Genomic DNA, 25,259 nt, shown 5'->3' with positions numbered 1-25,259 from the left:
GGGGGGCCTGCCCGGTCGACCCCGACCGGCTCGCTTCCTTAGGTTCATCGCCATGGTTCGCAACGTGATCCGCGATCTCGGGCGGTTGGCGCTCGGCGCCGCGATCGGGCTGCCCGCGCCGTTCCTGCTGGCCCTCGTCCTGCTGTCGGCGCCGGCCACGCCGCTCGGGGGCCTCGGGCTCGTCCTCTTCGCCGCGGCCGCCTGGATGGTGCGCCGCCTGGCCGGCCTGCAGCGCGATCGGTTCGAGGTGCCCCGCCCCTATCGTCCGGTGCCTTCAGGTGTACTGCCCAGGGCCCGCGCCCTGCTCCAGGACCCGGCGACGTGGCGCGACCTGGCCTGGCTGGCGTCGCAGTTCGCGCTCGGGATCGCCGGCGTGGCCGTGGGCTTCGGCCTGTGGCAGGCCGCCCTGCAGTGCCTGACGGCGCCGCTGCTGCGGGCGCTGCTGCCCGACCCCACCGGCTTCGACCCGGCCGTGCTCGAGTTCACGCACCGCTCGGCCGCCCTGGCCTGGCTGCTCGTGCCGGCCGGGGTGGGGCTGGTCTTCCTGGCGTACCGTGCGCCGGGTCTTCTCCTCGAAACCCAGGCCCGGCTGGCCCGCGCGCTGCTGGGCCCGACCGCGAAGGCGCGGCTGTCGGCCAGCGTCGAGCACCTGACCGCCACGCGCGCCGCCGCCGTGGACGCCTCGGCGGCCGAGCTGCGCCGGATCGAACGGGACCTGCACGACGGGGCGCAGGTGCGGCTGGTGGCGGTACGCATGAACATCGGCATGGCCGAGAACATGATCGACGCCGATCCGGACACCGCCAAGGCCCTCATGGCCGAGGCCAAGGCGAGCGCGGGCACCGCCCTGACCGAGCTGCGCGACCTGGTGCGCGGCATCCATCCCCCGGTGCTGGCCGACCGCGGCCTGGCCGGCGCCGTGCGGGCCCTGGCCCTGTCCAGCGCCGTCCCGGTCGACCTGGACCTGCGCCTGGAGCGCCGGCTGACCGCCCCGGTGGAGTCGGCCGCGTACTTCGCCCTGGCCGAGTGCCTGGCCAACGCCATCCGCCACAGCGGCGCCGATACGATCCGGATCGCCGTGATCGACAAGGGCCACCGCCTGAGCATGACCGTCTCCGACGACGGCCGCGGCGGGGCCGACGCCGGCAAGGGCACCGGCCTGCAAGGAATCCGGCGAAGGCTCTCCGCCTTCGACGGCACCCTGCGGATCGCCAGCCCCGCAGGCGGCCCCACCACGCTGGCCATGGAGCTGCCGTGCGCGTCCTGATCGCCGAGGACCAGCCCCTGCTACGCGACGGCCTCACCCGGATGCTGACCGCCTACGGCTTCGAAGTGGTCGCCGCCGTCGCCGAGGGCACCGGGCTGACCGAGGCCCTGCTGGCCCATCGCCCCGACGTCTCCGTGATCGACGTGCGGCTGCCTCCCACGTTCACCGACGAGGGCCTGCGCGCCGTCCTCGCCGCCCGCGCCGAGTCCCCCGCCTTGCCGGTGCTGATCCTTTCGCAGTACGTCGAGCAGCTCTACGCCCGCGAACTGCTCTCCGACCGCAGTGGCGCCGTGGGCTACCTGCTGAAGGACCGCATCGGCGACGTCCAGCAGTTCATCGACGCCATCCGTCAGGTCGCGGCCGGCCACACGGTGATGGACCCGGAGGTCGTGTCCCAGCTGCTGCACCGCCGCAGCAGCCTGGACGGGCTGACCCCGCGCGAGCGGGAGGTGCTCCGCCTGATGGCCGAGGGCCGCTCCAACGCCGCCATCGCCGACGCCCTGACCATCACGGAGAAGTCGGTGAGCAACCTCATCAACGCCCTGTTCGCCAAGCTGGGCCTGCCCCCGTCCACGACCGGCCACCGCCGCGTCCTGGCCGTCCTGGCGTACCTCAATCAGGAGCCCTGATCGCCGCCGGTCGAGGCCGGACATGTACGCCGACATCGATGGCCGCGGTGTACGGTGATGCGCACCGCCGGCGGCCCCGAGCCGTCGCGACTTCTTCGAGCCGCATCTATGAGGAGGCCGAGCACGCTGTGGACCACCACGTCTGGTTCGTCCTCGGAGTACTCCTCGGCAATGGCATCGGCTCCCTGCTGGCCGTGTTCTGCCTGGTCCGGATGACCGACCAGCGGCGGACGGTGCGCAACCGCCTCCTGCTGGTGCTGGTCGCCGCTTGGGCGCTGATCGAGACCGCGCGCGACGACATGCTCTTCGTGGCCGCCACCACCATCCACATGAGCGACTACGAGGTCCACTTCTTCCTGGCCCCGAGCATGGGCCTGACCGCGATCGCCGTGCTGTTCACGGTGGGCATCTTCTGGTTCGCCGCCGCGCACCCGCGACCACTGTGGACGATCGGCGGCGGCATCGCGGCCGGTCTGCTGATGACCGCGATGAGCCTGCAGGCGGCATTTTCCGGCCGTACCGATACGAGCACGACGATCGATGTCGCCAACGCCGCGATGATCGCCGCCGGGCTCGGCGTGACGACCGGGATGGCCGTGTGGCTGGGAACCGGGGCCACCAGCCGCCAGGCGAGAGCGACCGCCGTCACGCTGCTGGCGGTCGGCCTGACGATCGTCCAGTACCTGATCAGCGCCGAGGTCACGACCGATCCGTCCGTCACGGTCAACAGCGACGCCGGGATCAACCCCGTCCAGCTGGCCGTGTTCACCGCGGTGGCCTTCGGAGTCCGGGCCATCGCCCTCACCGTCATGAGCATGATCGAGGAGGGCCGCCCCGACCCCGCGGCGGACCAGATCGACGTCCACGGCATCCGGTAGCCAGCGCGGTCTAGCTAGTCGGTGCGCCTCATGGCGAGCCTTGCAGGTAGCCGGCCACCGCCGACGAGAACACCCCGGCGGGCAGCGCCAGCGACGGGCTCGCCGATGGCAGCTCGGGCAATGCGGCCAGCCCGGCGGTGAAGCTCCCACGGTGCGCCGCCGACGACTGGCCCGCCGCGGTGCGCCAGTAACGGTCGGCCGCGACGTCGAACTCGACCAGCCCGGCCTCGGCCAGCCGGCTGACCGCCGCGACGAACTCGTCCTCCCGTGGAATCGCATGGTTCAGGTAGTCCGCCACAGCGATCACCTGGCGCAAGGACGACCCACGGGCCGGGTCCTCCCCGCCGATCGACCGCAGCATCCACACGTCAGAGAGTGTCCAGCCTTCTGCCAAAGCGGTCTCCGTTCGTCGTGCGGGGCCATCGCACGGTGCACCAGGTGAGCGTCGTCGATCTCGATGCCCGTCGCGGGTTGTGACACCCTGTATCCCGACCGGGTGACATCGGGGGGAGAACCATCTATGACGCAGTGGAACGGCCAGTCTTATGACATCACGCCGGTCGACGGGGGGCACGGTCCGGGCAACGCGCAGCCCTACTCGGCGCAGCCGTACTCCGCGGCACCGCAACCGGCGTACCAGCCGTCTCCGCCGCCGCAGCGCAGTGCGCGGATCTTCGCGCTCATCGGCAGTCTCGTGGTGCTCGCCGTGGTAGCCGTCGGCATCGTGGTGGTGATCGCGATCCGGCGCCAGTCCGACGACAAGCAGGCCACCGAGAACAAGGCCGTCACGCCGTCCGCGGCGACGAGCACCGAAGCGCCGCAGACGGGGCCGATCGACATGTGCCTCGTCGGCAATTGGAAGCAGTTGGAGTACAAGTCGACGTTCGACTTCACCGACCTCATCGCCGACGGCAAGCCGCTCGGCAAGGTCAGGGTCACCGGCTCCGGCGTGCAGCAGGAGATCACCGCCGAGGGCGACTCCGTCTCGGACTACTCGGCAGTCACGTACACCGGCAAGGCCGCCGACGGACGCGCGGTCACGCTGCAGTTCAGCGGTCAGTACCGCCAGAGCCTGCGCACGTCCAACCACCAGATCCTGTTCAGCGCCAAGACCGGCACCATGACGATGACCGTCCTGGTCGACAACAAGCAGGTCCTCAAGACCAACCCCACCGGGACGAGCAACCCGCAGCCGTACACCTGTGGCGACAACCGGTGGACGACCACGTCGCTGGTCGACCCCGACGCGGCCGCCACCTTCGTGCGGACCTACTGATGAGCGGCCCCTGCCTCGTGGCAGGGGCCGCCGGCCTCAGGGCCTACGGGTAGTTCGTCACCTTGACCGGAGTGGTGCCCGATGGCGTGACCGCACCCGTGTCGTTGATGACGTGGGTGATGGTGCCCTTGAAGTTGAGCGATACGGTCAGCACGCTGTGGAACCGCACGCCGGCGGTGTTCGGCACCTCGAACGAGTGGTAGAGGTTCACCGCGGGGTTGGTGTTGAAGAAGCAGTAGCTGCCCAAGCCCCATGCCTCGTGCGTGGTGACGTTGGGCCCCACCTTGTACGCGGCGTACCCGTTGAGCCCGTTCGGTGCCATCCAGGATGCCTGGTCCGGCACGTCGTACGGCGTCTCGTTCTGGAAGAAGATCGTCTTGCCGTTCTGGCCGTTCCAGACGACCTCGTACTTCTGGTAGTGCTCGACGAACAGGCCGGTCGCCAGGACGTTGTTGCCGTTGACCAGCACGCCGGTGTCCGCCGTGTTGATCGTCCAGCCGACGGTGCCCGCGTTGCCATGGTCGGCGCGCCAGGCCCAGGTGTGGTCGACGATCACGTTGTTGCTGTTGACGACGAGGCTGTTCGTCGCCTTACCCACAGCCGCGCCGCCGATGCGGAAGAACACGTCCTGCAGCGTCGTCGGGTTGGCCGTGTGGTCGGCGGTCGAGCCGGACGGGCCGACCGTCAACAGGGCCGCCGAGTTGGTCGTGCCCGCGTCGAACAGCAGACCCTTGATCCGGACGCCGTCGACGTCGGCGACCTGCAGGGCGTTGACCCCGTTGTCCGGGATGAGCGTCGGGTACCCGATGCCGAGCACGACGGTGTTGGCCCTCGTCACGTTGAGGGTCTGGTTGAGGTGGTAGACGCCGGGGGTGAAGAACAGGTTGCAGCCCGACGCCAGCGCGGCGTTGATCGTCGAGGCGGTGTCGGCCGTCTTCACGACATAGAACTGGCTCATCGGCAGCGACGAGCCGGGTGTACTGCCGCCCGCCCAGCTCGGGCCGGAGGCGTTGGTGCGCAGCGAGGGCAGGAACACGCGGTACTTTCCGGTGCCGTCGATGTACAGGTACGGCACGTCACGGGACACCGGAGTGGTGCCCAGCGTGGTCATCGGCGGCGTCGGGAAGGAGTTCGCCGGGGCACCCGTGGTGCCGGAGAACACCATGTTCCACACACTGCCGTTCCAGCTGCCGAGGGCGCTGTCCTTGGTGTACCACTGCTGCTGCGAGGCGGACGAGACCTGCCCCGACACCCTCGTGTCGGAGATGTAGCCACCACTGGCGAAGCCGAAGCTCGCCGGGTAGAGCCACAGGTTGCCGCGGACGTCGATCCGGCGGAACGGAGCGGCCTGCGACACCGCCCAGCGGTCGGAGCCGCTGCTCGGGACGATGCTCAGGTTCTCCGCCGAACGCCAGAAGTTCTGCGTCGCGTTGCCGGCATCGGAGGCGTTGAAGGCGTCCACCGTGACGTCACCGTTGATCGTCACGCCGCCCGGCTCCTGACCGAGGCCGGCGACCGAGGTGTAGAAGCCGACATCGTCGCGCACGTTGTACGTGCCCGGCTTGAACAGGTGGGCCACCCGCCGGCTGGCCATCTGGGCGGTCTGGGTGTCCTTCTGCGCGTTGAAGTCGGCATCGAGCTGCGCCTGGATGGTCGCGGTGGACATGCTCGGGTCGAAGATGCGCGTGTTCGGGCCGAAGTCCGGGATGTCGGGCTGGGTCGTACATGAGGTCGCGGTGCTGATCGTGTAGGTCGCACTGGCCACCGCGGAGTCCGTCTGACCGGCCAGCACGCCGATCGCCCGCACCGTGGTCGTCGCCGAAATCGTGAGCGGACCGGTGTACAACGTCGAAGCCGCCGTAGGCGTCGAGCCATCCAACGTGAACCGGATGCTCGCCCCCGCCGTCGCCGTCGCAAGGCTCACCGACTGCGGGGTTGCGTACGTCCCGCCCGGCGGGTTGAACGTCGGCGTGGCAACCGTGCCGGCAGCGCTGATCGTGTAGGTCGCGCTGGCCACCGCGGAGTCCGTCTGACCGGCCAGCACGCCGATCGCCCGCACCGTGGTCGTCGCCGAGATCGTGAGCGGACCGGTGTACAACGTCGAAGCCGCCGTAGGCGTCGAGCCATCCAACGTGAACCGGATGCTCGCCCCCGCCGTCGCCGTCGCGAGCGTCACCGACTGCGCGGTCGTGTACGTCCCGCCCGGCGGGCTGAACGTCGGCGTGGCAACCGTGCTGGTGCCACCCTGGGTGTAGAAGAAGTGCGGCGTATCGAACTGCGGGCCGTTCTTCTCGTAGGTGAACCAGTACTCCAACACGAAGCCACTGGTCAGCGAGCCGACGGTCTGCTGCCAGGTCCCGGCGTTGTTGGTCATGCGGAAGTTCTGCTGACCAGCGTTGGGGGAAAGATAGTGGACGTCGACATAACGGGCGGGGGTCGTCGGCGTGAACGAGATCTGGGCCTGCGTCGCGCTCAACTGCGTGACGCTCTGGGTGTAGTCCCCGGGCGCGGCAGCAGCTGGGCCACTGCTGCCGACAACGACCAGGACGACGGCGGACGCGGCGACAGCCAACTTGGCCAGACCGGTACGCCACAGCGATTGATGTTGAGCTGGGTCTCGACGGCTCCAATTCATGGGGTGAACGCCTCCAAGCATCGAAATGCGGCGGGGTTGGGCGGCGCGATGTGAGAGCGCTCTCACACGTAGCGTGACGGTAGACTGGCAACTCTGGCAACGGAAGAGTTACACCCCAGAAACATTTTGTCGGACATAAACCGACGTGAATCAACGATGCAGCCGTTTTGCTTTCGTCCGCATCACTCCGCCCCCGCCGGGAAATGCCACAAGATCCGACACCCGAGCGCCAAGCGGGAAGCACGCGAAGCCTCCAGCCCACCGACGGCGGACGATGCCTGCTCCGAACCGGCGACCCCCAGCCGCGCCGATCTTCAACCGGCAAACGGTGCGCCGGCCGGCAGGATTAACCGATCGTGATCAGATTCTCCCTGGAGCCGGGGCTCGAGCGGGCGCGGCTGGCCGGCACCGGGATCTCGTTCCGCAAGATCTCCCGCCGGCGGTGGGGGTAACGCTCGCTTATGGACCAGCCAGTTGCCTGATAGTAGCCTTCTGGCCCTATACTCAACTCATGCCTATCCGCTGGACCAGGACTCAACAGGCCAGTGATGACCCGGCGGCCGGGACCATGAGGCGATCGAGACTGCAGAGGGCAGGCACGACATGACAGTCGCATCGAACCTGCCCAACCGGCCACTCACCCTGGACGACGTCACCCGCCTCGCCGAAGCCGACAGCAACCACCGCTTCGAGCTGAGCGAAGGGAACCTAGTCGTCATGCCGCCAAGCACGTGGCGCCACCAGGAGATCAGCGGCCTGCTCTCCACATGGTTCGTAATGCGCGGCTATCGAGGTCGCGTGAATATCGCACCCGGCGTGCGGACCGCGGCCGACGAGCTCAACGGCCGGATCCCGGACCTCGTGGTCACCAAGGGCCCCGTGCCGGACGAGACGGTCTGGCTCGACCCGGCATCGGTCGCACTCGCTGTGGAGATCATCTCCAAAGGCTCGGAACGCATGGACCGCTGGCTCAAGCCGGTCGAATACGCCGAGGCCGGTATCCCACTCTTCTGGCGCGTCGAACCCGACGACATCGTCGTACAGTTCCGTCTCGACGGCAATCGCTACGCGGAGTACGGCTCAGTTGCGCTCGAGGATCTCCTTGCCGGCGAGGTTCCCGAACTGAGCTGAACTCACCATCACCGGTTGCGCTCGACCGACTGCAGTCCACGGTCAATAGCGCCGTCGGCGGCCCGATGCAGATCTCGACGCTCGCAGAATTGCCACCAGGCGCCGCGTACGGTGCTCGCTCCGAAGTACCCATCGAAGTGGGGCAAGCCGAACGAGTGGTGCGAGACCGGCTACAACAACCCCCACCGTCGCGGCGCACACCCCAAGCAGGTCCATAGCGTCGATGTTCAGGGCTCGCGTCGTGCGTGGGAATACCGACTTGCCGGTCGACTTAGCGTCCCGACCTTGTGTCCGACCTGCCTGGACCAGGCCATTTACCGATCCGCCACCTGGACCGCTCGGCCCACGTGAGGTCTGGAAACAACTTCGGCGGCCCTCCCATCGGGGATATGGCCGCCGAAGTTGGTCTCCAGTGGAGGTAACGATGGCTTACTTTAACCCCCATCGACGCAACGCCTGACGGCCAGGAGCGCAAGTGATCTCCTCGCGGATCGGATGCGCTTCGCTCGCATATCGAAAGGCTGACCGTCGCGAAACGAAGGGGAGATCGACCGCACTCCGGACGGCTTCATCGACGCAGCCTTCCGGCTGGGGCCGGCCATCCGGCACGAAAGTGCGGTAACCCGGATCGACTATGCGGAAAGGGTCGTCCGCGGAGGACTGCCAGAGGCGGTCGCCCGCACCGACGCGCGCCGCCGGCGCCGTTTCCTCGACTCCTACGTGCAGAATCTGATCGACCGAGAAGTGACTCAGCTGGCCGAGATCGAGCGAGCACCGCAGTTGACCACACTGATCCGCTTGCTCGCCGCGCGGTCCGGCCTTCTCGTTGCCGCCGGAAGTCTCGAGTCGGAACTTCAGCTGTCCCGTCCCACCATCGCGCGGTACATGCAGCTTCTTGAAGAGGTCTTCCTGGTCAAGCGCATACCCGGCTGGTCACGCAACCTTGGCACCCGCGCCACCAGCACCGCCAAGCTCGTCTTCATCGACTCGGGAATCGCCGCCCGCCTGCTCGCCTTGGACGGTCACGCGCTTCGCCGTCCCGGCGCCCCATTCGGTCCGCTACTCGAAGGCTTTGTGCTCTCCGAACTGGCCCGCCAGACGACCTGGTCCCAGGAACTCGTCGACATCTACCACTAGCGCGACCACAACAAAGTCGAGGTCGACGCGGTCCTGGAAAGCCGCCAAGGCCAGGTCATCGGCATCGAGATCAAGGCGTGACGGAGTCACGTCAAGCTTAACCTGCGCGCACGGCCTCGCCGACGAAGTCCACCCCTGCCCACCTCGATGCGTCACGTCCCACACCGCCCGCCACCGCCGCGTCGGGAACCTCGGCGCTACCCATCGCGGCTGCCCCCAGAAGGCCGGCCCTCGGTCCAGCCGGACGAGTCGAACGCCTGTTAGCTAGACTGTTAGCTAAGGAGGTCCAAGTGTCCGAAGCAGCCGCATTCAACATCCACGACGCCAAGACCAACCTCTCGAGGATCATCGACCGCGTTGAGCACGGCGAGGAGATCGTCATCAGTCGGGCCGGCACACCGGTGGCCAAGGTCATCCCCTTGAACCGCCGAGTCAACCGCGTCGGCCGCGGCTCGCTCGCCGGCCGCCTGACCATGGCTGAGGACTGGGACTCATCCGATGTCAACGACGCGATTGCCCGTGACTTCGGCCTGACGTCGTGAGCCTTCTCCTCGATACACACGTCGTCTTGTGGTGGCTCGCCAACGATCCAACCCTGCCCGACGACATCAAGGACCAGCTCGACCACGAGCCGGACGTCTACCTGAGCGCGGCAACCGTCTGGGAAGTGGCCATCAAGCAGGCCCTCGGCAAGCTCCAGCCAGCCGACCTACCTGAGCGCGTCCGCGACGCCGGCTTTCGACCCTTGCCGATCACCGCCGAACACGCCATCGTCGCCGGCCGCCTGCCCCTGCTGCACCGCGATCCCTTCGACCGGATGCTCATCGCCCAGGCCCAGGTCGAAGGCCTGACACTGGCCACCCGCGATCCCGAAATCCAGAAGTACGACGTCAGCGTCCTTCCGCTCTAGCGCGGAACCGCAGGCCCCATTCGGCTCCCGCACACTGCGCCGAACGAGCTGCCGCGGCCCCTACGCAACCATGCGCCCAAGAGCGGCTCCACGACGCGATCGCGGACGCGGAGTCGGGGCCATTGCGCGACGAACTGGCCGCCGCGCTCCGACGCGGCGCGGAGAGGTTGCCGGGTTCCTCAATCTCGAGACCGAACGCATCCGGATCACCGAGGCGACCAGGCACGAGCTGGTTCGCTCATACAACTCACCGAGCCAAGCCGCGGTCGAAGTCGTCAAAACGCTGAATCCAGGCCGTCAACATCCCGAGACGAACGGTTGGCGCTTCTTCTACGCAGAGGATGGACAGCTCATCGATCGGCACCGCCGTCGCCGGCCCTAGAACGGCCGTCCGCCCAGCAAAGCGGTGGCCCACCGAATCGGTGGGCCACCGCTTTGATCATCTCCAGTGGAGGTGCCGGGAATCGAACCCGGGTCCTTCGTCGCTTTGTTAGGGCTTCTCCGAGCGCAGCTCGCTGTGCCTCTACTCGGCCCTACCAATCACGCGAGCGAGTTGGTATGACGGGCCCAGTCACGATTAATCTCGCCGCGCGAGCCCCGTGACGAGACTCGGTTGGCCAGCCTTCTAGCTGATGCCGGTTACTGGGCCGAAGGCGATCCCAGACCGACAGAACTTCACCCTAGCTTAGGCAGCGAGAGCGAGTTCGGAGCGCTTGTAGTTGGCGCTTATAACTTTCCGACGACTGATTCGCGAGACAACGTCGGCTTCCTCGGCTCGCTTCCCCTATCGCCACAAACAAAGTCGAAACCAGTCACCCCCGCGCGGGTGGTGGTGGCTGTCGCACCACCTCGGTGCGACGGATCAAGCGTAACGCTTCCCGGCCCGAACTTCATCCCGGTATGCCGGTGCAAGGGTGGCCGTTGATCTGACAGGTGAACGGTCCGTTGCGGACGCCCAGGCCCGCCACCTCGAAGCGGAAGGCGGCGGAGGCGGAGGGGGCGATCGTGCGGGTGGCGTCTACCGGGGTGAAGATCACGCGGAGGCCGGAGCGGGACATCACGGCGCCGTCGACGTTGCGGACGTTCAGGTCGAGCAGGGGCAGGACGATGGCGACGGTCCAGTCGTCGGCCGCGGCCGGGCCGGGGTTGGTGATGGTGAGCGTTACGCGGTACGACGTGAGGGTCAGGTTTTCGGTTTTGTAAGTCGCGGTCGGCTGGGCCAGGCCGACCGTGCTGGGGGTGGACGGGCTCGGCGTGGGGGACGCCACCGGGGCCGACGAGCGGGTCGCGGCGGGGGCGACCGGACGGGGGGTCGAGGCCTGCGGCGCGGCCACGGCCGGGGCGCTGGCCTGCAGGGGTGACGAGGTGTCGCCGCCGGTGTGCGGAGGGTCCGCGGGGTGCAGCGCGGTGGCCTTGCCGATCAGGACGCCGGCCATGGCGAGCAGCAGCAGGGCGGCGGCGCCCGTTGCGACGGCCTGGCTGCGGCGGTCGGCCGACCAGTCGCGGGCGCCCGCCAGCCATCGCCATCCCCGGCGTACCGCGATGCCGCCCCTCACCGCCATGTCTCCCAGCCGCGCCGTGCGCACCGTGGCGGGGCGAGAGGCGACACGCTGGGCGGGGACGGGCTCCGTCGGCACCTTGGCCACGCCGGTCGTGTGGGCGCCCAGGACGGCGGCGGCGAAGCCGGGGACGGACGTGGTCGGGCGCGGGCCCGCGGTCGAGCGGCGCTGCGAGCTCAGGCCCGGCGCCGAGCGGCTCGGCGAGTTGACCTGCCGCGGCAGGCGGTTGAACGGCCCGCCGGCGTTGCGCCACTGGGACGTCGTCGCCGGGGGCTCGCCGGCGTCGGGTTCCTCCGCGGCGATCCTCGCCAGCGCGGCGCTCAGGAGGCCTTCCAACACGGAGGTGTACGTCGAGAGCAGCACCCTGCGCCGCATCGTCCCCTGCGGGCCGAGGAACCCGCTCTGGGTCAGCGTGAGGTGGCTGCCACCCTCCCGTTCGGTGAGGGTCATCGCCACGACCGTGTGCAGGTTGGTGCCCTGGCAGCGCAGCACCAGCCGGTGCGGGGCCTCGATCGTGACCAGTTCGCCCTCGATCGGGTCTTCCAGGCCTTCCAGGTCGTGGGCCTGGAAGGTGAACGTGCCGTTGTCGCGGACCATGAACCGGGCCGTCGGCAGCCATTTGGTGACGAGATGGGCCTCCGTGAACGCGCGCCACACCAGCGACGGTGGCTGCTCGAGGTCCACATCGACCCGAATCTCGGTCACGCACGGACTATATGGCCTCAACGCATTGCTTGCCGAGTGCGCGCGCGATACTCACGCGCGCGGGAGCGCTTACTCCGCGTTTCCCTTGCCGCGGCGGCCCATAACGCGAGCGATCTCGCGGTCGGCGTCGCGTTTGGCCAGTGTCTGGCGCTTGTCGTAGGCCTTCTTACCGCGCGCGAGGGCGAGTTCGACCTTCGCCCATCCGTCGGAGAAGTACACCGAAAGCGGCACCAAGGTCAGGCCGCTCTCCCGCACCTTTACCCCGATCCGGTCGATCTCCTGCCGCTTCAGCAGCAGCTTCCGGATCCGCCGGGGGGCGTGGTTGGTCCAGGTGCCCATCGTGTACTCCGGGACGTGCATCGCATGCAGGAAGACCTCGCCGTCGGAGATCTGTCCAAACGCGTCCACGAGGGAGCAGCGCCCGGCCCGCAGTGACTTGACCTCGGTCCCGGTCAGCGAGATGCCGGCCTCGAACGTGTCGAGGATCTCGTAGTCGTGGCGCGCCTTCCGGTTGGACGCGACCAGCTTGCGTCCCTTTTCGCGCGGCATCGACCCCTCCAGCATTTACTCGACCGGTCTGAAGAGTATCGCGCCCGGCAAGACCATTTTGCCGCCGGCGCGGCGAAGGGCTCGCGCCGCCGAAGATCATCTCGATAAGTCGGGCGCTGCGCGCCACGACTTATCGAATTTTTCGCCTGACGACCTTTAAATCCGACATGTCGTGGCGCGCAGCGCCCGACATGTCGGTTATCGGCGGAGACCGGGGGTTCAGCGTGCCGCGGCATGCCAGCACCCGACATGCCGGGCATCGGCGAAAAGCGGGCGGTTCGGCAGGTCGCGGCACGTCAGCACCCGACATATCGGGCATCTGCAGTTACCGGGTGGTTCAGCACCCGACGTGCCCGGCATCCACGGGAAGCGGGCGGTTCAGCAGGTCGCGACGCGCCGCCGGGCATCAACGGAGACGGGCGGTTCAGCAGAGGCAGGCGGGGAGCCAGTCCAGGGGCTGGACCGGGGAGCCGTTCAGGCGCACCTCGAAGTGGAGGTGGTAGCCGGTCGACGCGCCCGTGGTGCCCACGCGGCCGATCAGCTCGCCGCGCCGGACGCGCTGGCCCACGCGGACCAGGATCGCCGACTGGTGGGCGTAGCAGGTGGCGAGTCCCTTGCCCTGGTACAGGCCGTGGGAAATGCAGGTGTAGTTGCCGTTGCCGCCGGACGGGCCCGCGCGCACCACCACGCCGTCGGCCGCGGCGACGATGGGCTGGCCGCCGCCCGCCGCGACGTCGATGCCGGCGTGGAGTTGGTAGACCTTGTACACCGGGTCGAAGCGCATCCCGAAGTTGCTCGACTTCCAGCCGTGCACCGGCATCAGGAAGAACGCGCCGCCGGACGACGGGCCGACGGCAGTGGTCAGCGGGGCAGCGCTGCCACCGCCGCGGGAGGAGGCCTTCGCCTTGCGGGTCTCGGCGTTGGCCTCGGCCCGCAGTTGTTCGGCCACGCGGTCGCTCTCCCGCTTCAGCTCCTGGTACCGGGCCAGGACAGCGCTGCGCTCGGCGTTCGCCGTGGCCTCAGCGCGGGCGCTCAGGTCGAGCAGGTTCTGCACGTCGGCGGCGGCCTTCTCGGCGCCGGCCTGGGCGGTGCGGGCATTGGCGAGGCTGCGCTCGGCGTCGGCGGCGGCCTGGTCGGCGCGCTGCTGGGCCAGGACGGCGACGTTGCTGCGCTGCTTGGCCGACATCCGGGCGACGGTGAGCTCGTCGATGGCTTCCCGCTTGGCCTGGGCGACGTGGTCGAGGTACTCGATGCGCACCGCCAGGTCGGTCGGGTCCGAGATGTCGAAGATCGAGTTGAACTGGGCGAAGCCGCCGCCCTTGTACGCCGCCGCGGCGAAGACCGACACGTCGACCTTGGCCGCGTCGACCTGCCGCTGGGCGTCCCGGTAGGCATCGTCGGCGGCGTCCATGGCGGCGTCGGCGGCATCGCGGTCGCGCTGGGCCTGCCGGGCCGTGGCGTCGGCGGCGATGACCTTGCCCTTGGCGTCGGCCATGTCGGCCTGGGCCCCGGGCAGCGCGGCGGCGGCGCGGTCATGGTCGGCGGCGGCCTGCTGGGCCTTGTCCGTGGCCGCCTCCAGGGTCGCCTGGGTCTCCTGCAACTGCCTGTCGAGGCGGGCCTTGTCGTCTCTCGTGTCGGCGTGCCCGGCCGCGCCCGGCCCGAGCAGCATGACGACCGCGCCGACGACGGCGAGGATCCGGGTTCGGTTCACGGAAGCAACCCTCCAGTACCACTTGAGGGTCACCGTATGCTGACATAGCTGGATAAGTCCGCATTTCCGGGGGAAAAGCACCAATCGTGGGGTGACGCCCACGCGAACGGGCATGCCGAACGCGGCCACCAGGGAGCGCTGCGAGGGCAAGGCGCACCCAAGGATCCAGACGCGAGCGCACACGCTGAACACCCCGCGAACACGCAAGCGAAGACGCCACACGAGGACGCACGCGCAGACGTAGGCCAGGGACGCACGCGCAGAGCGCCGCGCGGAGGCCCACGCACGCGCGGGGCAAACGCAAAGGGCGGGCCCCCGAGTGGGGACCCGCCCTTGCGAGGGCCGCGGCGTCAGACGCGCACGTAGAAGCGCAGCGTGACCCAGGCGGTGACGGCGCTCACGAGGCCGCCAGCGCCGGCCAGGACCGGCAGCATCAGCCAGATGTTGCTCCAGTCGACCGGTAGTAGCACCGTTGTCAGCGCCTTGAGGGAGCCGTCGATGAAGAATACCTTCGCGGCTATCAGGGCGCCGAAGCCGAGGATCGCGCCGATCAGGCCGGCGAAGACCGCCTCCAGGACGAACGGCATCTGGATGAACCAGTTCGAGGCGCCGACGAGCTTCATGACGGCGACCTCGCGGCGCTTGCTGTACGCCGCCACCTGGATGGTGTTGGCAACCAGCAAGAGCGCGGCCGCGCCCTGGACCACGGCGACGGTCAGCGCCAGCGTCTGCAGCGCGCCGAGCAGGTCGAAGACCCGTTTCAGCAGCTGCTTCTGGTCGATGATGTCGCTGACGCCCTCTTGGCTGCGGAACTGGTCGGCGAAGTCCTGGACCTTGTTCGGGTCCTTGAGCTTGATGCGGAACGACTCGGGCAGCGAGTCCTTCTTCACCGAGTTGATCAGGTCAGGGGCGTCCTTGAACTGCTCGGTGAAGCGGGTCCAGGCCTCGTCCTTGGTCTCGTGCTTGTACGAGTCGACGAGGGCATTGGACTTGATCGCGCTCTCGATGTTGCTGCGCTGGTCGTCTTTGACGTTGCCGTTGAGGAAGACCGAGACCTCTACCCGCTGGTAGAAGAAGTCTTCCATCTTGCCGACCTGGAAGAAGAGCAGGAGGCTCGCGCCCAGCATGGTCAGCGACACCGTCATCGTGATGATCATGGCGATCGTCATCGTGACGTTGCGCCAAAGCCCGGTCAGGACTTCGGACAGGACGTATCTCACGCGCATCGGGTGGGGGTTTCCTTCCCAGCGGGCCCAGCAGGAGGACGGGGGCGGTGCGGACTAGGGCTGGAGGTCAGCCGTAGACACCGCGCGGCTGGTCCCGCACGATCCGGCCACTTTCGATCTCGACGACCCGGCGCCGCATCTGGTTCACGATGTTGGAGTCGTGCGTCACCATGACGACGGTCGTGCCGGTGCGGTTGATCCTGTCCAGCAGTCGCATGATCTCGATCGACGTGTCCGGGTCCAGGTTTCCGGTCGGCTCGTCGGCGAGGAGGATCAGCGGCCGGTTCACGAAGGCCCGCGCGACCGCGACGCGCTGCTGCTCGCCGCCGGACAGCTCGTGGGGATAGCGGTGTTCCTTGCCGCCGAGACCGACGAGCTCGAGCACCTCGGGCACGACGCGGCGGGCGACGCCCTTCGACTTGCCGATGACCTCGAGGGCGAAGGCCACGTTCTCGTACGCCGTCCGGTTCGGCAGCAGCCGGAAGTCCTGGAACACGCAGCCGATCTGACGGCGGAACGCCGGGATGCGCCACGAACGCATCGACGTCACGTCGCGCTCGTTCACGACGACCTTGCCCCGGTTGGGGGTCACCTCGTGGAGCAGCAGCTTGATGATCGTGGACTTGCCTGAGCCGGAGGGACCGATGAAGAAGACGAACTCGCCCTTCTCGATGTTGACGGAAACATCGTCAAGGGAGGGGCGAGACGCCTTCGGATACGTCTTCGTCACGTGGTCAAGCCGAATCACGGGACGTGAGTCTACGCGGTGTGACAAGCGCGCCAAGTACACGGCGTGCGTCATGTGCGCTTTGCCGGGAATGCGGACCCGACGAGGGGACGCGAAGCCCAGGGCAGCGCTGGATTCCACACTGGAGTGTGATGTACATAACAATTTTCACAGCGGAATCAGCGCTACGTTACGTGATTGACGGACTCCGCTGAGACGATCATTCGGCCGAGCTGAGCTCCCGCTGCTTGCGCCAGCGAATGCCGGCGTCGATGAAGGCGTCGAGGTCGCCGTCGAAGACCGCGGTGGGGTTGCCCGTCTCGTGCTCCGTGCGGAGGTCCTTGACCATCTGGTACGGGTGCAGGACATACGAGCGCATCTGGTCGCCCCAGGAGCCGGCCACGTCGCCGCGCAGCGCGTCCATCTTCGCCGCCTCCTCGGCCCGCTTCACCGCCAGCAGCTTGGCCTTCAGCACGCCCATGGCGGTGGCCTTGTTCTGGATCTGGGAGCGCTCGTTCTGGCAGCTGACCACGATGCCGGTCGGGATGTGCGTCAGGCGCACCGCCGAGTCGGTGGTGTTGACGCCCTGGCCGCCGGGGCCGCTGGAGCGGTACACGTCCACGCGCAGATCGTCGTCGGGGATCTCCACCTCGTCGGTCTGCTCGACCACGGGCACGACCTCCAGCGCCGCGAACGACGTCTGGCGGCGGCCCTGGTTGTCGAACGGGCTGATGCGCACCAGCCGGTGGGTGCCCGACTCCACGGAGAGCGTGCCGTAGGCATACGGCGCCTTGACCGCGAAGGTGGCCGACTTGATGCCGGCCTCCTCGGCGTAGGAGGTGTCGTAGACGTCGGTGCTGTAGCCGTGCCGCTCGGCCCAGCGCAGGTACATCCGCAGGAGCATGTCGGCGAAGTCCGCCGCGTCCACGCCGCCGGCCCCCGCCCGGATCGTCACGAGGGCCTCCCGGGCGTCGTACTCCCCGGAGAGCAGCGTGCGGACCTCCAGCTCCTCGATCGACTTGCGCAGGCCGGCGATCTCGTCGCCGACCTCGTGCAGCGACGAGGCGTCGCCCTCGGCCTCGGCCAGCTCGAGCAGGACCTGAGCGTCGTCCAGCCGGGACCGGAGGCGCTCGAGCTTGGTGATCTCACCCTGGACATAGGACAGCCGTGAGGTCACCTTCTGCGCGGCAACCTGGTCGTCCCACAGATTGGGAACGGACGCCTGCTCCTCGAGATCGGCCTTCTCCTTGCGCAGGCGGTCGAGGTCGAGCACGGCCTCGATGTTGCGCAGGGTGTTGTCGAGGTTCTTGAGCGACTCGGCGTGGTCCGGAGCATTCACGCATCAAGACTACGCCGCGCGGCGCACGGTTATTTCTCCGGCGCGGCCAGCTACTTTCCCGGCGCGCTCTTGAGCCAGGTGAGCGCGGCCTTGTGGTAGCCGACCGCGAACTCCAGCGAGGCGGAGAAGAAGTCGTCGCCCGACTTCTTGGCCTCCTTGGCCATTTCCCGCGCCTCGGTGAGCGCCGCGGTGTGGTACTCCTGGGCCTGGGCGTACACGTCCTGCAGCTGGGCCGCGGACTGCTGGGCGCCGAACGCGACCCGCAGCGCCACCGGGTTGCGCAGCGACTCCCGGCCGGCCGGCTCGGACAGCCACCTGGCGAACGCCCGCTTGCCCGCCGGGGTGATCGCATAGGGCTGGCTGGAGCGGGCGCCGGGCTTGCCGAGCTTGACGTAGCCGGCGTCGGCCAGCGCGGGCAGCTCGCGGTAGACCTGGCTGCGCGTCATCGACCAGTACGGCCCGAGCCGGCGCTGGGCAGCGGCCATCAGCTGCCCGCCGGTCATCGGTCCCTCGTGCAGCAGGCCCAGTAGCGCCGCCGCGGTCGCGTTGACTCCAGAATCAGCCATGACCCTACGCTGCCATCTTTCGACGACGCAGTCCAGGATTTCGACAAATCCACTGTGAACTGTCGCGCTGCGACTGTCGAGTTAGGACATCTTCGGGAACGTCGGGAACGCGGGCATCGACGGGAAGCTCGGCATCGGGTCGCCGATGCCGGGCAGCCCGGTCTTCGTCGGCGTCGGGGTCGGCCGCTTCGTCGGCGGCTTCTCCCCCGAGCCGCCGTTGCCGGAGCCTGCGCCGCCCGGGTTGCCACCGCCCGCGGCGGTCTCGCCCGGCGTCGCCGACGCTCCGGCCTCCGGCGTGGCGCTGGGCGCCGGGGCGGCCCCCGCCGACCCGGAGGGGGCCGGCGTGGTGGCGTTGACCTTCCTGTCCCCGCCGCCGCCCGTCTGCCCGTTGCCGGTCAGCAGGAGGAGGCCGCCAGCGAGCAGGAGAATCAGGAGCAGGCTACCGCCGATCGCGGCCAGGACCAGCCGCTGCCGCCGCGCCGCGCCCGAACCTCCACCCGAAGGGGCGGACGGCTCCCCGTGCGCCTCGGCCGGCTCGTCGAACAGGTGATCGGGCAGCGCCGACCCCTGCTCCTCGGCCACCGGCGGCGGGGCGGGGACGATCTGCGTGACCGGCACGCCACCCACGGCAGCCAGGGCCGGCGAAACGATCTGCGTAACCGGCTCACCATCCGCAACGGCCGGGGCCGGCGAAGACTCCAGGCGCAGCTCGTCGGCCGACCCGTCCCGCTGCGGCGGGACCCTCATCCCGGCCGCCGGCGCGAACTCGGCCCACAGCGGCTCCCCCGCCGCCACGGCAGGCATCGCCAAGACCGGAATATCCGAAGAATCGGATACAGCGACAGAATCGGACAGCGGCACAGCATCGGGCCCGGCGACCAGCACCTCCGTGACCATCTCAGCCACCACGGGATCGGCCGCAGAAAGGACCGTCGTCGGTGGCTCGGGCGAACCGGCCGAATCGGCGGAGTCGGACACAACGGCCGTCGGAGGCTCCTGCGGTACCTCCGCCAGCACCTCGGTGGGCAGGTCCTCGATCGGCACCGCCATCATCAGCGCGGCCGACGCCGCCGCCGGCGAAGTCGGCGCCGTCGGCAGCGGCACCCAGTCCACCCGCCGCACCGGCGCCTGCACCGGCGCGGTCAGCTCGGCCGAGCGCTGCCAGAACGTGACCGCCTCCGCGGCCAGGCGGGGCAGCGGCTCGAACCCGTCGAGCGCCCCCTCGGCCGCGCGCAGCCGCCCCACGATCGACGCCGCCGTCGGGCGCATCCGCGGGTCGAGCTCCATGCACGCCTCGATCACCGGCCAGAGCGCGGCCGGCATGCCGGGCGGGGGCACCGGCACGCAGTCGGCGTGGCGGCGCAGGACGTCGTTGGGGGAGCCGCCGCGGTACGGGCTGCGGCCACAGATCAGCTCGAAGAGCACGACGCCGAGGGCGTAGACGTCGGACGCCGGGCTCGGCGAGCCGCCCGCCACCACCTCCGGGGCGACGTACTCGGGCGTGGCGTGGGTCGGGCCGGCCGGCCGGTCCAGCCGCCGGGCCACGCCGAAGTCGGCGAGCCGGACGGCCCCGCCGTCGGTGGGCACCAGGAGGTTGCCGGGCTTCACGTCGCCGTGGACGATCCCCTGGGCGTGCACATAGGCGAGGGCGTCGGCGACCTGGGCGACCACCTCGGCGGCGACCGCGGGCGGCAACGGCCCCTCGGCGCGCAGCCGGCGGCGCAGGTCCGGCCCGGCCACCAGCTCCATGGCGATGGCCAGCAGGTTCTTGTCGGTCATGAGGTTCTTCACCCGGATCACGGAGGGGTGCTCCAGGCCGGCCAGCAGCTCGGCCTCGCCGAGGAAGCCGTCCTTGAGCTCCGGCACCTCGGCCGCCTCGGGCCGTAGCACCTTGACCGCGACCCACTCGCTCGCCTGGGTGTCGTACGCCCGCCAGACCGCGCCGATGGCGCCCCGGGCCACCTCCGACTCCAGCCGGTAGCGGTTGCCCACAATCGTCTTCGCCGTGGCCGTCTTCATCGCCCGTCCCTCCCCCTCCAGTCAAGACGGTAGGCGAGCGCCGCCAGACCGGGTGGGAGCGCCCGGCCCCGTGGCACGAACCGGGGAGTCCTTCCGCCGAGGAGGCGTCGGTAAGGTCACGTGTCGTGAAGAGCGGCGCGCTGGTCGGCTGGCTGGGCAATCTCGACGCCACCGAGCTGACCGAGATACTGCGCCGCCGGCCCGACGCGCTGTCCTCCCCCGCGCCGGCCGACCTCGACGACCTCGCGGCCCGCCTGTCCGACCGCGCCGCGGTCGCCGGGGTGCTGGAGACGCTGCCGCTGCCCGCCTTGCAGGTGCTGGAGGCGCTGGGCGACGGGCCCGTGCCGCCCGATCGGCTGGCCGCCGAGCTGGGCCGGGCGCCCGGCGACCCCGAGGTCGAGGCGGTCCTGCAGGTGCTGACCCAGCGGGCCCTGGTGTGGTCCGGCCGCGACGGACTGATGCCGATCTTTCCGTATGCATCGGACACCGGCGGGTCATTCGAGCCAGTACCGCCGGCACCGCGGCTCATCCCCGCGGACCGCCTGCGGATCATGAGAACCACCACCGAGCGGCCGGTCCTCCAGCTCGTCAACTGGTGGTCGGGGCCACCCCTGCGACAGGTCGTGGTGCGGGTCCTGCACAACCTTCCGCCCGACACCGCCGCGGCCGGCGACTCCCTGGCCCCGCTCGTGCACTGGACGGCACCGCTGACGACCGGCGGTTTGCCGGATCTATCCGAAAAAGTGAACCAAGTCCTTACCGACGCCTCCGAACTGGGCATCTGTGCCGAGCCGCAGCCGGGGTACTTCGCGATCGGGCCGGTGGGAAGGGCGCTCGCCGATGGGCGGCCGCTGGTGCCGGCCCAGCGGCTGCGGGTCCGGCCGGTCGGCAGCGTGGTGGTGAGCGAGGACCCCGACCTGCTCGACGAGGTGGCGGCGGCGCTGGAGCTGGAGCGGTTCGCGCCCACGGTGGCCGGGTCGAGCGAGCCACCGGCCGAGACGATCGCCGCCCTGCGGGCCGCCGGATATGTGCCGGAGGCCGAGGCGGGCAGGGTGACCCTGCGGCGCCGCGCGAACCCTGCCGAGCTGGCGCGGCGTCTCGCCGTACCGCTGCAGCGCAATGCGTCGCCGCTGGAGCAGATCCGCCGGCGGGCGCCCCGGCTCACCCCGGCGCAGGCCCAGCTGCTCGCCGAGGCGGTCGAGCGCGGGACGCCCGTGTGGATCAGGTACGTCGACGCCGGCGGGCGGGCCTCCGAGCGGGTGATCGAGCACGCCGCGCTCGCCGGGCCGACGATCGAGGCCTTCTGCCGGCTGCGCCGCGACGATCGCGCCTTCGCGCTGGAGCGGATCGTCGCGGCAGCGGCGGTGCAAGAGGACTAACCCATGTGCGGGTAACGGTGGTCCGTCGGGGGCACGAAGGTCTCCTTGATCGTGCGCGGCGAGGTCCAGCGCAGGAGGTTGTGCCAGGAGCCGGCCTTGTCGTTGGTGCCGGAGGCGCGCCCGCCGCCGAAGGGCTGCTGGCCGACGACGGCCCCGGTGGGCTTGTCGTTGACGTAGAAGTTGCCGGCCGCGAAGCGCAGGGCGTGGCTGGCCCGGTCGATCGCGGCCCGGTCGGTGGCGAAGATCGAGCCGGTCAGCGCGTACGGCGCGGCCGACTCGGCCTGGGCCACCACGGCGTCGAACTCGGCGTCGGGGAAGACGTGCACGGCCAGGATCGGGCCGAAGTACTCCGTGGTGAAGACCTCGTGCTCCGGGTCGGTGCACTCCACGATCGTGGGCCGCACGAAGAATCCCTCGGCGTCGTTGGCGGTGCCGCCGGCCACGACGGTGCAGGACGACGAGTTCTTGATCCGGTCCAGGGCGCCGGCCAGCCGGTCGAACGCGCGCCGGTCGATCACCGCCCCGCCGAAGTTGGTGAAGTCGGTGACGTCGCCGTAGGTCAGGCCCTCGGCGGTGGCGACGAGCTCGTCCTTGATCCGCGCCCACAGGCTCTGCGGGACGTAGGCGCGCGAGGCCGCCGAGCATTTCTGGCCCTGGTACTCGAACGCGCCCCGGATGAGGGCGGTGACCAGCGGCGCCGGGTCGGCCGACGGGTGCGCGACCACGAAGTCCTTGCCGCCCGTCTCGCCGACCACCCGCGGGTAGGAGCGGTAGACGTTCTCGGCGACGGTGCGGTTGAGGCTGCGGAACACCGCGGTCGAGCCGGTGAAGTGGATGCCGGCCAGGTCCGCGTCGGCCAGCGCGACCTCGGAGACGGCCAGGCCGTCGCCGGTGACCAGGTTGATCACGCCCGCCGGCAGGCCGGCCGCCTCGAACAGCCGCATGGTGTAGTGCGCGGCCAGCTGCTGGGTCGGCGAGGGCTTCCACACCACGGTGTTGCCCATCAGGGCCGGGGCCGAGGGCAGGTTGCCGGCGATGGCGGTGAAGTTGAACGGGGTGATCGCGTAGACGAAGCCCTCCAGCGGGCGGTGGTCGAAGCGGTTCCACACCCCCGCCGACGAGCGCGGCTGGTCGGCCAGGATCTGCTGGCCGAAGGACACGTTGAAGCGCAGGAAGTCGATCAGCTCGCACGCCGAGTCGATCTCGGCCTGGGTCGCGGTCTTGGACTGCCCGAGCATGGTGGCGGCGTTCAGCGTGTCCCGCCACGGGCCGGCGAGCAGGTCGGCGGCGCGCAGGAACACGGCGGCCCGCTCGGCGTAGGGCAGGTCGCGCCAGGCCGGGGCGGCCCGCTTGGCCGCGGCGACCGCGTCGGCCGCGTCGCCGGTGGTGGCGTTGTGTGTGACGCCCAGCACATGGGCGTGGCGGTGCGGCTGGACCACGTCGATCGGCGCGCCCGCGGCCATGCGCTCGGCGCCGTCGATGGTCATGGTCAGCTCGTGCCGCTCGGCGGCCAGTTGGCCGAGGCGGCGTTGCAGGCTCGCCCGCTCCGGGGTTCCGGGGGCGTATCCGCGCGCGGGCTCGTTGTTCGGCTCGGGCACGGTGATCAAGGCATCCATGAGGGTCTCCCACGTCGTCTCGGCAGCATTGGCGAGGTCTTCTCCATCCTCGCACCTTGGCCGTCCGTGGCCTTGGGGTCCGGCCCCGCAGGCGGTGGGCGGGTCCGCCGGCTCGCGTACGCTGCTTTCTCGTGGGTGCGAAGCGTGCTGAGGTGGTAGAGCCGACCGTGGAAGCCTGGCGGCCGGGGCGCGCCGTGTTCGTGGCGGCGTTCGCGCTCGTGCTGTTGTTCCTGACGCTCTTCTCGGCGTTCGGGCACGTGCCGGGGGCCGCGGTCGCCGCGCTCGTGCTGCCGGCCGTGCTGACCCCGACCCTGATCGCCGGGGCGGCCGTCGGCGTGCTGGCGGTCGGCCGGTTCGCCCCCGACGCCGACGCGCGCGGCCGGCTGCTACCGGCCGGCCTCGGCGGGCTTCCCGTCGGGCTGCTCGCGATGGCGGGGATGCTCCTGGCGTACCACTCGGGGCCCTCGGTCGCCTATGTCGCCGTCACCGTGGTGGTCGCCGGGGTGCTCGGCGGGCTGCTGGCCGCGGTGCGCCCGATCAGCGCGATCGCGGCGGGCGCGGCGGCCGGCGTGGTGGCCTCCGGGATCGGGCTGCTGGTGGCGTACTTCCAGAACGACCTCGTCAACCTCTTCGGCAACCAGGAGACCGTCGGCAGCATGGCCGACGCCTCCTACCGGATGCAGCTGACCACCTCGATCGTCACCGGCATCGCGGCCGGCGCCGTGGCCTTCGCATACCTGCGCCGCACCGGGCTGGCGCTGCCGTGGCCGGCGTACCCGCTGGCCGGGGCCGTGCCCGGGCTGCTCACCCTCGGCGCCGCGCTGATCGGCTGGATCGGCGGGCTGCCGCTGTCGCACGCGGTGGCCAAGGAGAGCGAGTTCGACGCGGCGATCATCGCCAACCGGCTGCCGGAGCAGGTCAACCACGGCCTGATCCTGGTCTTCGCGGGCGCCTTCGCGGCCATGATCCTGGTCGGCCGGACCCTCAAGCGGGCTAGCTGACCAACTGGTCGAGCTCGGAGGGGTCGTACCACTCCAGCTCGTGGTCCTCGGCGCCGTCCACCGTGAACTGGGCGTCGGGGTCGCCCGCCTCCGCCTCCTCGACGACGTCCGCGGCCGCGGCGACGTCGCCCTCGGCCTCGTGCCCGTCGATGTGGATCGCGGCCACCGTGTGCAGCGTGATCCGCCCGCCGATCTCGACGTCGCTGGAGCCGAGCTCGAGCCCGTTCATCTTCAGCACCGCCCCCGGCAGGTCGACGGAGACGACGACCCGCCGGCGCGGGGCCTTCGCGTCGTGGCGCAGCAGCCGCAGGGCGCTCTGGGCGGCGCGGGTGAAGGCGACGTACTCCAACTCCTCCTCGTCGCCCTCGGCGTACCACTCCCGCAGCGCCGGCGTGACCGCGTGCGCCTCGGTGGGCGACGGCAGCTCGCCGCTCTCGCGCAGAACGGCGAGCTGGGCGAGGGTGGCGGGCAGGTACACGCGCGTGAGGTCGGTCATCACGCTCCCTGTACTACACCCTCGCCCGGGTTTCGACACGCACGTCGGGCGTGTCGAATGCTGGGTCGACGGGCTTCGCCGCAACCAATGGAAGGCAAACGGTGGCAAACTGAGGCGATGGAGCCGCGATTCCTGCTCATGGCCGACGTCGCCGAGCAGTTGAACGTGTCGACCTCGCAGGTGTACCACATGGTGCGCAGCGGGGAGCTGCCCGCGATCAAGGTGGGCGGGCGCGGCCAGTGGCGCATCGAGCGGAGCAAGCTCGAGGAGTACATCGAGCGCAAGTACGCCGAGACGGCGGAGTGGGTGCGCAACAACCCGCTGGTCGAGCCGGACTTCGACTGAGCGGGGGCCTTGGGCGAAAAGTCGGGCACTTCGTGCCGCGACTTTTCGGATTTATACCCTGACGGTGGTTTCCAGGGGTCGTTGCAACACGGCGTTTCAGTTGGTGGTGAGGAACTGGGCGAGGCGTTCGGCTGGGGTGTCCCAGCCGAGGGTTTGGC

At 69.8% G+C, this 25,259-nt stretch carries 23 protein-coding genes and 1 other RNA gene; 11 read left to right on the top strand and 13 right to left on the bottom strand.

Features of this window, described 5'->3' with window-relative positions; genetic code table 11:
* Nucleotides 1-52 precede the first annotated feature (52 nt).
* Genes AB0M46_RS06105 through AB0M46_RS06095 form a run of 3 tightly spaced genes read left to right on the top strand, consistent with a single transcriptional unit; the run spans nt 53 to nt 2,774 of the window.
* Nucleotides 53-1,267: a sensor domain-containing protein gene (locus AB0M46_RS06105; RefSeq protein WP_363333227.1), complete on the top strand. Its 1,215-nt coding sequence runs from the start codon at nt 53-55 to the stop codon at nt 1,265-1,267.
* A complete protein-coding gene (locus AB0M46_RS06100; protein WP_363333226.1) occupies nt 1,255-1,896 on the top strand; it encodes a response regulator transcription factor in 642 nt (213 codons plus the stop codon). The genes AB0M46_RS06105 and AB0M46_RS06100 overlap by 13 nt, the downstream gene beginning before the upstream one ends.
* Before the next feature lie 38 nt (nt 1,897-1,934).
* On the top strand, nt 1,935-2,774 hold the full coding sequence (locus AB0M46_RS06095) for a hypothetical protein (RefSeq protein WP_363333225.1): 840 nt from the start codon (nt 1,935-1,937) through the stop codon (nt 2,772-2,774).
* A gap of 28 nt (nt 2,775-2,802) precedes the next feature.
* Here AB0M46_RS06095 and AB0M46_RS06090 read toward each other — a convergent pair whose 3' ends face one another.
* Complete coding sequence (locus AB0M46_RS06090) at nt 2,803-3,141, bottom strand: hypothetical protein (RefSeq protein WP_363333224.1); 339 nt, start codon at nt 3,139-3,141, stop codon at nt 2,803-2,805.
* A gap of 153 nt (nt 3,142-3,294) precedes the next feature.
* On the opposite strand from AB0M46_RS06090, the gene AB0M46_RS06085 reads away from it, so the two are divergent.
* Nucleotides 3,295-4,050, top strand: a complete 756-nt coding sequence (locus AB0M46_RS06085) for a hypothetical protein (protein ID WP_363333223.1) — start codon at nt 3,295-3,297, stop codon at nt 4,048-4,050.
* Between the two features lie 43 nt (nt 4,051-4,093).
* On the opposite strand, the gene AB0M46_RS06080 is transcribed toward AB0M46_RS06085, so the two are convergent.
* Complete coding sequence (locus AB0M46_RS06080; RefSeq protein WP_363333222.1) at nt 4,094-6,526, bottom strand: chitobiase/beta-hexosaminidase C-terminal domain-containing protein; 2,433 nt, start codon at nt 6,524-6,526, stop codon at nt 4,094-4,096.
* Nucleotides 6,527-7,288: 762 nt separating this feature from the next.
* Between AB0M46_RS06080 and AB0M46_RS06075 the strand changes: the two genes are divergently transcribed.
* The 4 genes from AB0M46_RS06075 to AB0M46_RS06060 all read left to right on the top strand — a co-directional run bounded on the left by AB0M46_RS06075 (nt 7,289) and on the right by AB0M46_RS06060 (nt 9,863).
* On the top strand, nt 7,289-7,816 hold the full coding sequence (locus AB0M46_RS06075) for a Uma2 family endonuclease (protein ID WP_363333221.1): 528 nt from the start codon (nt 7,289-7,291) through the stop codon (nt 7,814-7,816).
* A 720-nt stretch (nt 7,817-8,536) separates the two neighbouring features.
* On the top strand, nt 8,537-8,953 hold the full coding sequence (locus AB0M46_RS06070; RefSeq protein WP_363333220.1) for a DUF4143 domain-containing protein: 417 nt from the start codon (nt 8,537-8,539) through the stop codon (nt 8,951-8,953).
* Between the two features lie 290 nt (nt 8,954-9,243).
* On the top strand, nt 9,244-9,495 hold the full coding sequence (locus tag AB0M46_RS06065) for a type II toxin-antitoxin system prevent-host-death family antitoxin (protein WP_363333219.1): 252 nt from the start codon (nt 9,244-9,246) through the stop codon (nt 9,493-9,495).
* On the top strand, nt 9,492-9,863 hold the full coding sequence (locus AB0M46_RS06060) for a type II toxin-antitoxin system VapC family toxin (protein WP_363333218.1): 372 nt from the start codon (nt 9,492-9,494) through the stop codon (nt 9,861-9,863). The genes AB0M46_RS06065 and AB0M46_RS06060 overlap by 4 nt, the downstream gene beginning before the upstream one ends.
* 446 nt (nt 9,864-10,309) lie before the next feature.
* On the opposite strand, the gene ssrA is transcribed toward AB0M46_RS06060, so the two are convergent.
* From ssrA to AB0M46_RS06015, 9 genes are all read right to left on the bottom strand, one after another.
* Nucleotides 10,310-10,683, bottom strand: a transfer-messenger RNA (tmRNA) gene (ssrA, locus tag AB0M46_RS06055).
* A gap of 70 nt (nt 10,684-10,753) precedes the next feature.
* Nucleotides 10,754-12,127, bottom strand: coding sequence for an SRPBCC domain-containing protein (locus AB0M46_RS06050; RefSeq protein WP_363333217.1), 1,374 nt, complete (start codon nt 12,125-12,127; stop codon nt 10,754-10,756).
* 69 nt (nt 12,128-12,196) lie between these two features.
* Nucleotides 12,197-12,676, bottom strand: coding sequence for an SsrA-binding protein SmpB (smpB, locus tag AB0M46_RS06045; RefSeq protein WP_363333216.1), 480 nt, complete (start codon nt 12,674-12,676; stop codon nt 12,197-12,199).
* A gap of 424 nt (nt 12,677-13,100) precedes the next feature.
* Nucleotides 13,101-14,387, bottom strand: coding sequence for a M23 family metallopeptidase (locus tag AB0M46_RS06040; protein WP_363333215.1), 1,287 nt, complete (start codon nt 14,385-14,387; stop codon nt 13,101-13,103).
* A gap of 350 nt (nt 14,388-14,737) precedes the next feature.
* Entirely contained in the window at nt 14,738-15,613 is an 876-nt protein-coding gene (gene ftsX, locus AB0M46_RS06035) for a permease-like cell division protein FtsX (RefSeq protein WP_363333214.1), read from the bottom strand.
* Between the two features lie 67 nt (nt 15,614-15,680).
* Nucleotides 15,681-16,361, bottom strand: a complete 681-nt coding sequence (gene ftsE, locus AB0M46_RS06030) for a cell division ATP-binding protein FtsE (protein WP_190251422.1) — start codon at nt 16,359-16,361, stop codon at nt 15,681-15,683.
* Nucleotides 16,362-16,560: 199 nt separating this feature from the next.
* Nucleotides 16,561-17,679: a peptide chain release factor 2 gene (prfB, locus tag AB0M46_RS06025; protein ID WP_363333213.1), complete on the bottom strand. Its 1,119-nt coding sequence runs from the start codon at nt 17,677-17,679 to the stop codon at nt 16,561-16,563.
* Between the two features lie 50 nt (nt 17,680-17,729).
* Nucleotides 17,730-18,245 (bottom strand): PadR family transcriptional regulator, encoded by a 516-nt coding sequence (locus AB0M46_RS06020; RefSeq protein WP_363333212.1) that lies wholly within the window; start codon nt 18,243-18,245, stop codon nt 17,730-17,732.
* An 81-nt stretch (nt 18,246-18,326) separates the two neighbouring features.
* Nucleotides 18,327-20,264, bottom strand: coding sequence for a protein kinase (locus AB0M46_RS06015; RefSeq protein WP_363333211.1), 1,938 nt, complete (start codon nt 20,262-20,264; stop codon nt 18,327-18,329).
* Between the two features lie 125 nt (nt 20,265-20,389).
* Between AB0M46_RS06015 and AB0M46_RS06010 the strand changes: the two genes are divergently transcribed.
* Nucleotides 20,390-21,643 carry a hypothetical protein gene (locus AB0M46_RS06010; RefSeq protein ID WP_363333210.1) on the top strand — a complete coding sequence of 418 codons (1,254 nt, stop codon included), beginning with the start codon at nt 20,390-20,392 and terminating at the stop codon, nt 21,641-21,643.
* Here the strand turns inward: AB0M46_RS06010 and pruA are convergent.
* Complete coding sequence (gene pruA / locus AB0M46_RS06005; RefSeq protein WP_363333209.1) at nt 21,640-23,259, bottom strand: L-glutamate gamma-semialdehyde dehydrogenase; 1,620 nt, start codon at nt 23,257-23,259, stop codon at nt 21,640-21,642. The genes AB0M46_RS06010 and pruA overlap by 4 nt on opposite strands.
* Nucleotides 23,260-23,411: 152 nt before the next feature.
* On the opposite strand from pruA, the gene AB0M46_RS06000 reads away from it, so the two are divergent.
* Complete coding sequence (locus tag AB0M46_RS06000; RefSeq protein WP_363333208.1) at nt 23,412-24,260, top strand: hypothetical protein; 849 nt, start codon at nt 23,412-23,414, stop codon at nt 24,258-24,260.
* Here the strand turns inward: AB0M46_RS06000 and AB0M46_RS05995 are convergent.
* Nucleotides 24,253-24,756, bottom strand: a complete 504-nt coding sequence (locus tag AB0M46_RS05995; protein ID WP_363333207.1) for a hypothetical protein — start codon at nt 24,754-24,756, stop codon at nt 24,253-24,255. The genes AB0M46_RS06000 and AB0M46_RS05995 overlap by 8 nt on opposite strands.
* A gap of 117 nt (nt 24,757-24,873) precedes the next feature.
* On the opposite strand from AB0M46_RS05995, the gene AB0M46_RS05990 reads away from it, so the two are divergent.
* Nucleotides 24,874-25,101 carry a helix-turn-helix domain-containing protein gene (locus AB0M46_RS05990; RefSeq protein WP_363333206.1) on the top strand — a complete coding sequence of 76 codons (228 nt, stop codon included), beginning with the start codon at nt 24,874-24,876 and terminating at the stop codon, nt 25,099-25,101.
* The last annotated feature ends 158 nt before the right edge of the window (nt 25,102-25,259 follow it).

This window comes from Dactylosporangium sp. NPDC051485 (assembly GCF_040682015.1).
Lineage (GTDB): Bacteria > Actinomycetota > Actinomycetes > Mycobacteriales > Micromonosporaceae > Dactylosporangium.
Note: the sequence above shows the minus strand (reverse complement) of the source record. Positions and strands in the feature narration are given on the sequence as shown.

What these genes read in the sequence shown, in the direction of transcription:
- AB0M46_RS05990 (WP_363333206.1), top strand. Translation starts at nt 24,874, where the DNA reads ATGGAGCCGCGATTCCTGCTCATGGCCGACGTCGCCGAGCAGTTGAAC.
- AB0M46_RS06095 (WP_363333225.1), top strand. Translation starts at nt 1,935, where the DNA reads ATGGCCGCGGTGTACGGTGATGCGCACCGCCGGCGGCCCCGAGCCGTC.
- AB0M46_RS05995 (WP_363333207.1), bottom strand. Translation starts at nt 24,756, where the DNA reads ATGACCGACCTCACGCGCGTGTACCTGCCCGCCACCCTCGCCCAGCTC.
- AB0M46_RS06085 (WP_363333223.1), top strand. Translation starts at nt 3,295, where the DNA reads ATGACGCAGTGGAACGGCCAGTCTTATGACATCACGCCGGTCGACGGG.
- ftsX (WP_363333214.1), bottom strand. Translation starts at nt 15,613, where the DNA reads ATGCGCGTGAGATACGTCCTGTCCGAAGTCCTGACCGGGCTTTGGCGC.
- smpB (WP_363333216.1), bottom strand. Translation starts at nt 12,676, where the DNA reads ATGCCGCGCGAAAAGGGACGCAAGCTGGTCGCGTCCAACCGGAAGGCG.
- pruA (WP_363333209.1), bottom strand. Translation starts at nt 23,259, where the DNA reads ATGGATGCCTTGATCACCGTGCCCGAGCCGAACAACGAGCCCGCGCGC.
- AB0M46_RS06075 (WP_363333221.1), top strand. Translation starts at nt 7,289, where the DNA reads ATGACAGTCGCATCGAACCTGCCCAACCGGCCACTCACCCTGGACGAC.
- AB0M46_RS06020 (WP_363333212.1), bottom strand. Translation starts at nt 18,245, where the DNA reads ATGGCTGATTCTGGAGTCAACGCGACCGCGGCGGCGCTACTGGGCCTG.
- AB0M46_RS06015 (WP_363333211.1), bottom strand. Translation starts at nt 20,264, where the DNA reads ATGAAGACGGCCACGGCGAAGACGATTGTGGGCAACCGCTACCGGCTG.
- AB0M46_RS06105 (WP_363333227.1), top strand. Translation starts at nt 53, where the DNA reads ATGGTTCGCAACGTGATCCGCGATCTCGGGCGGTTGGCGCTCGGCGCC.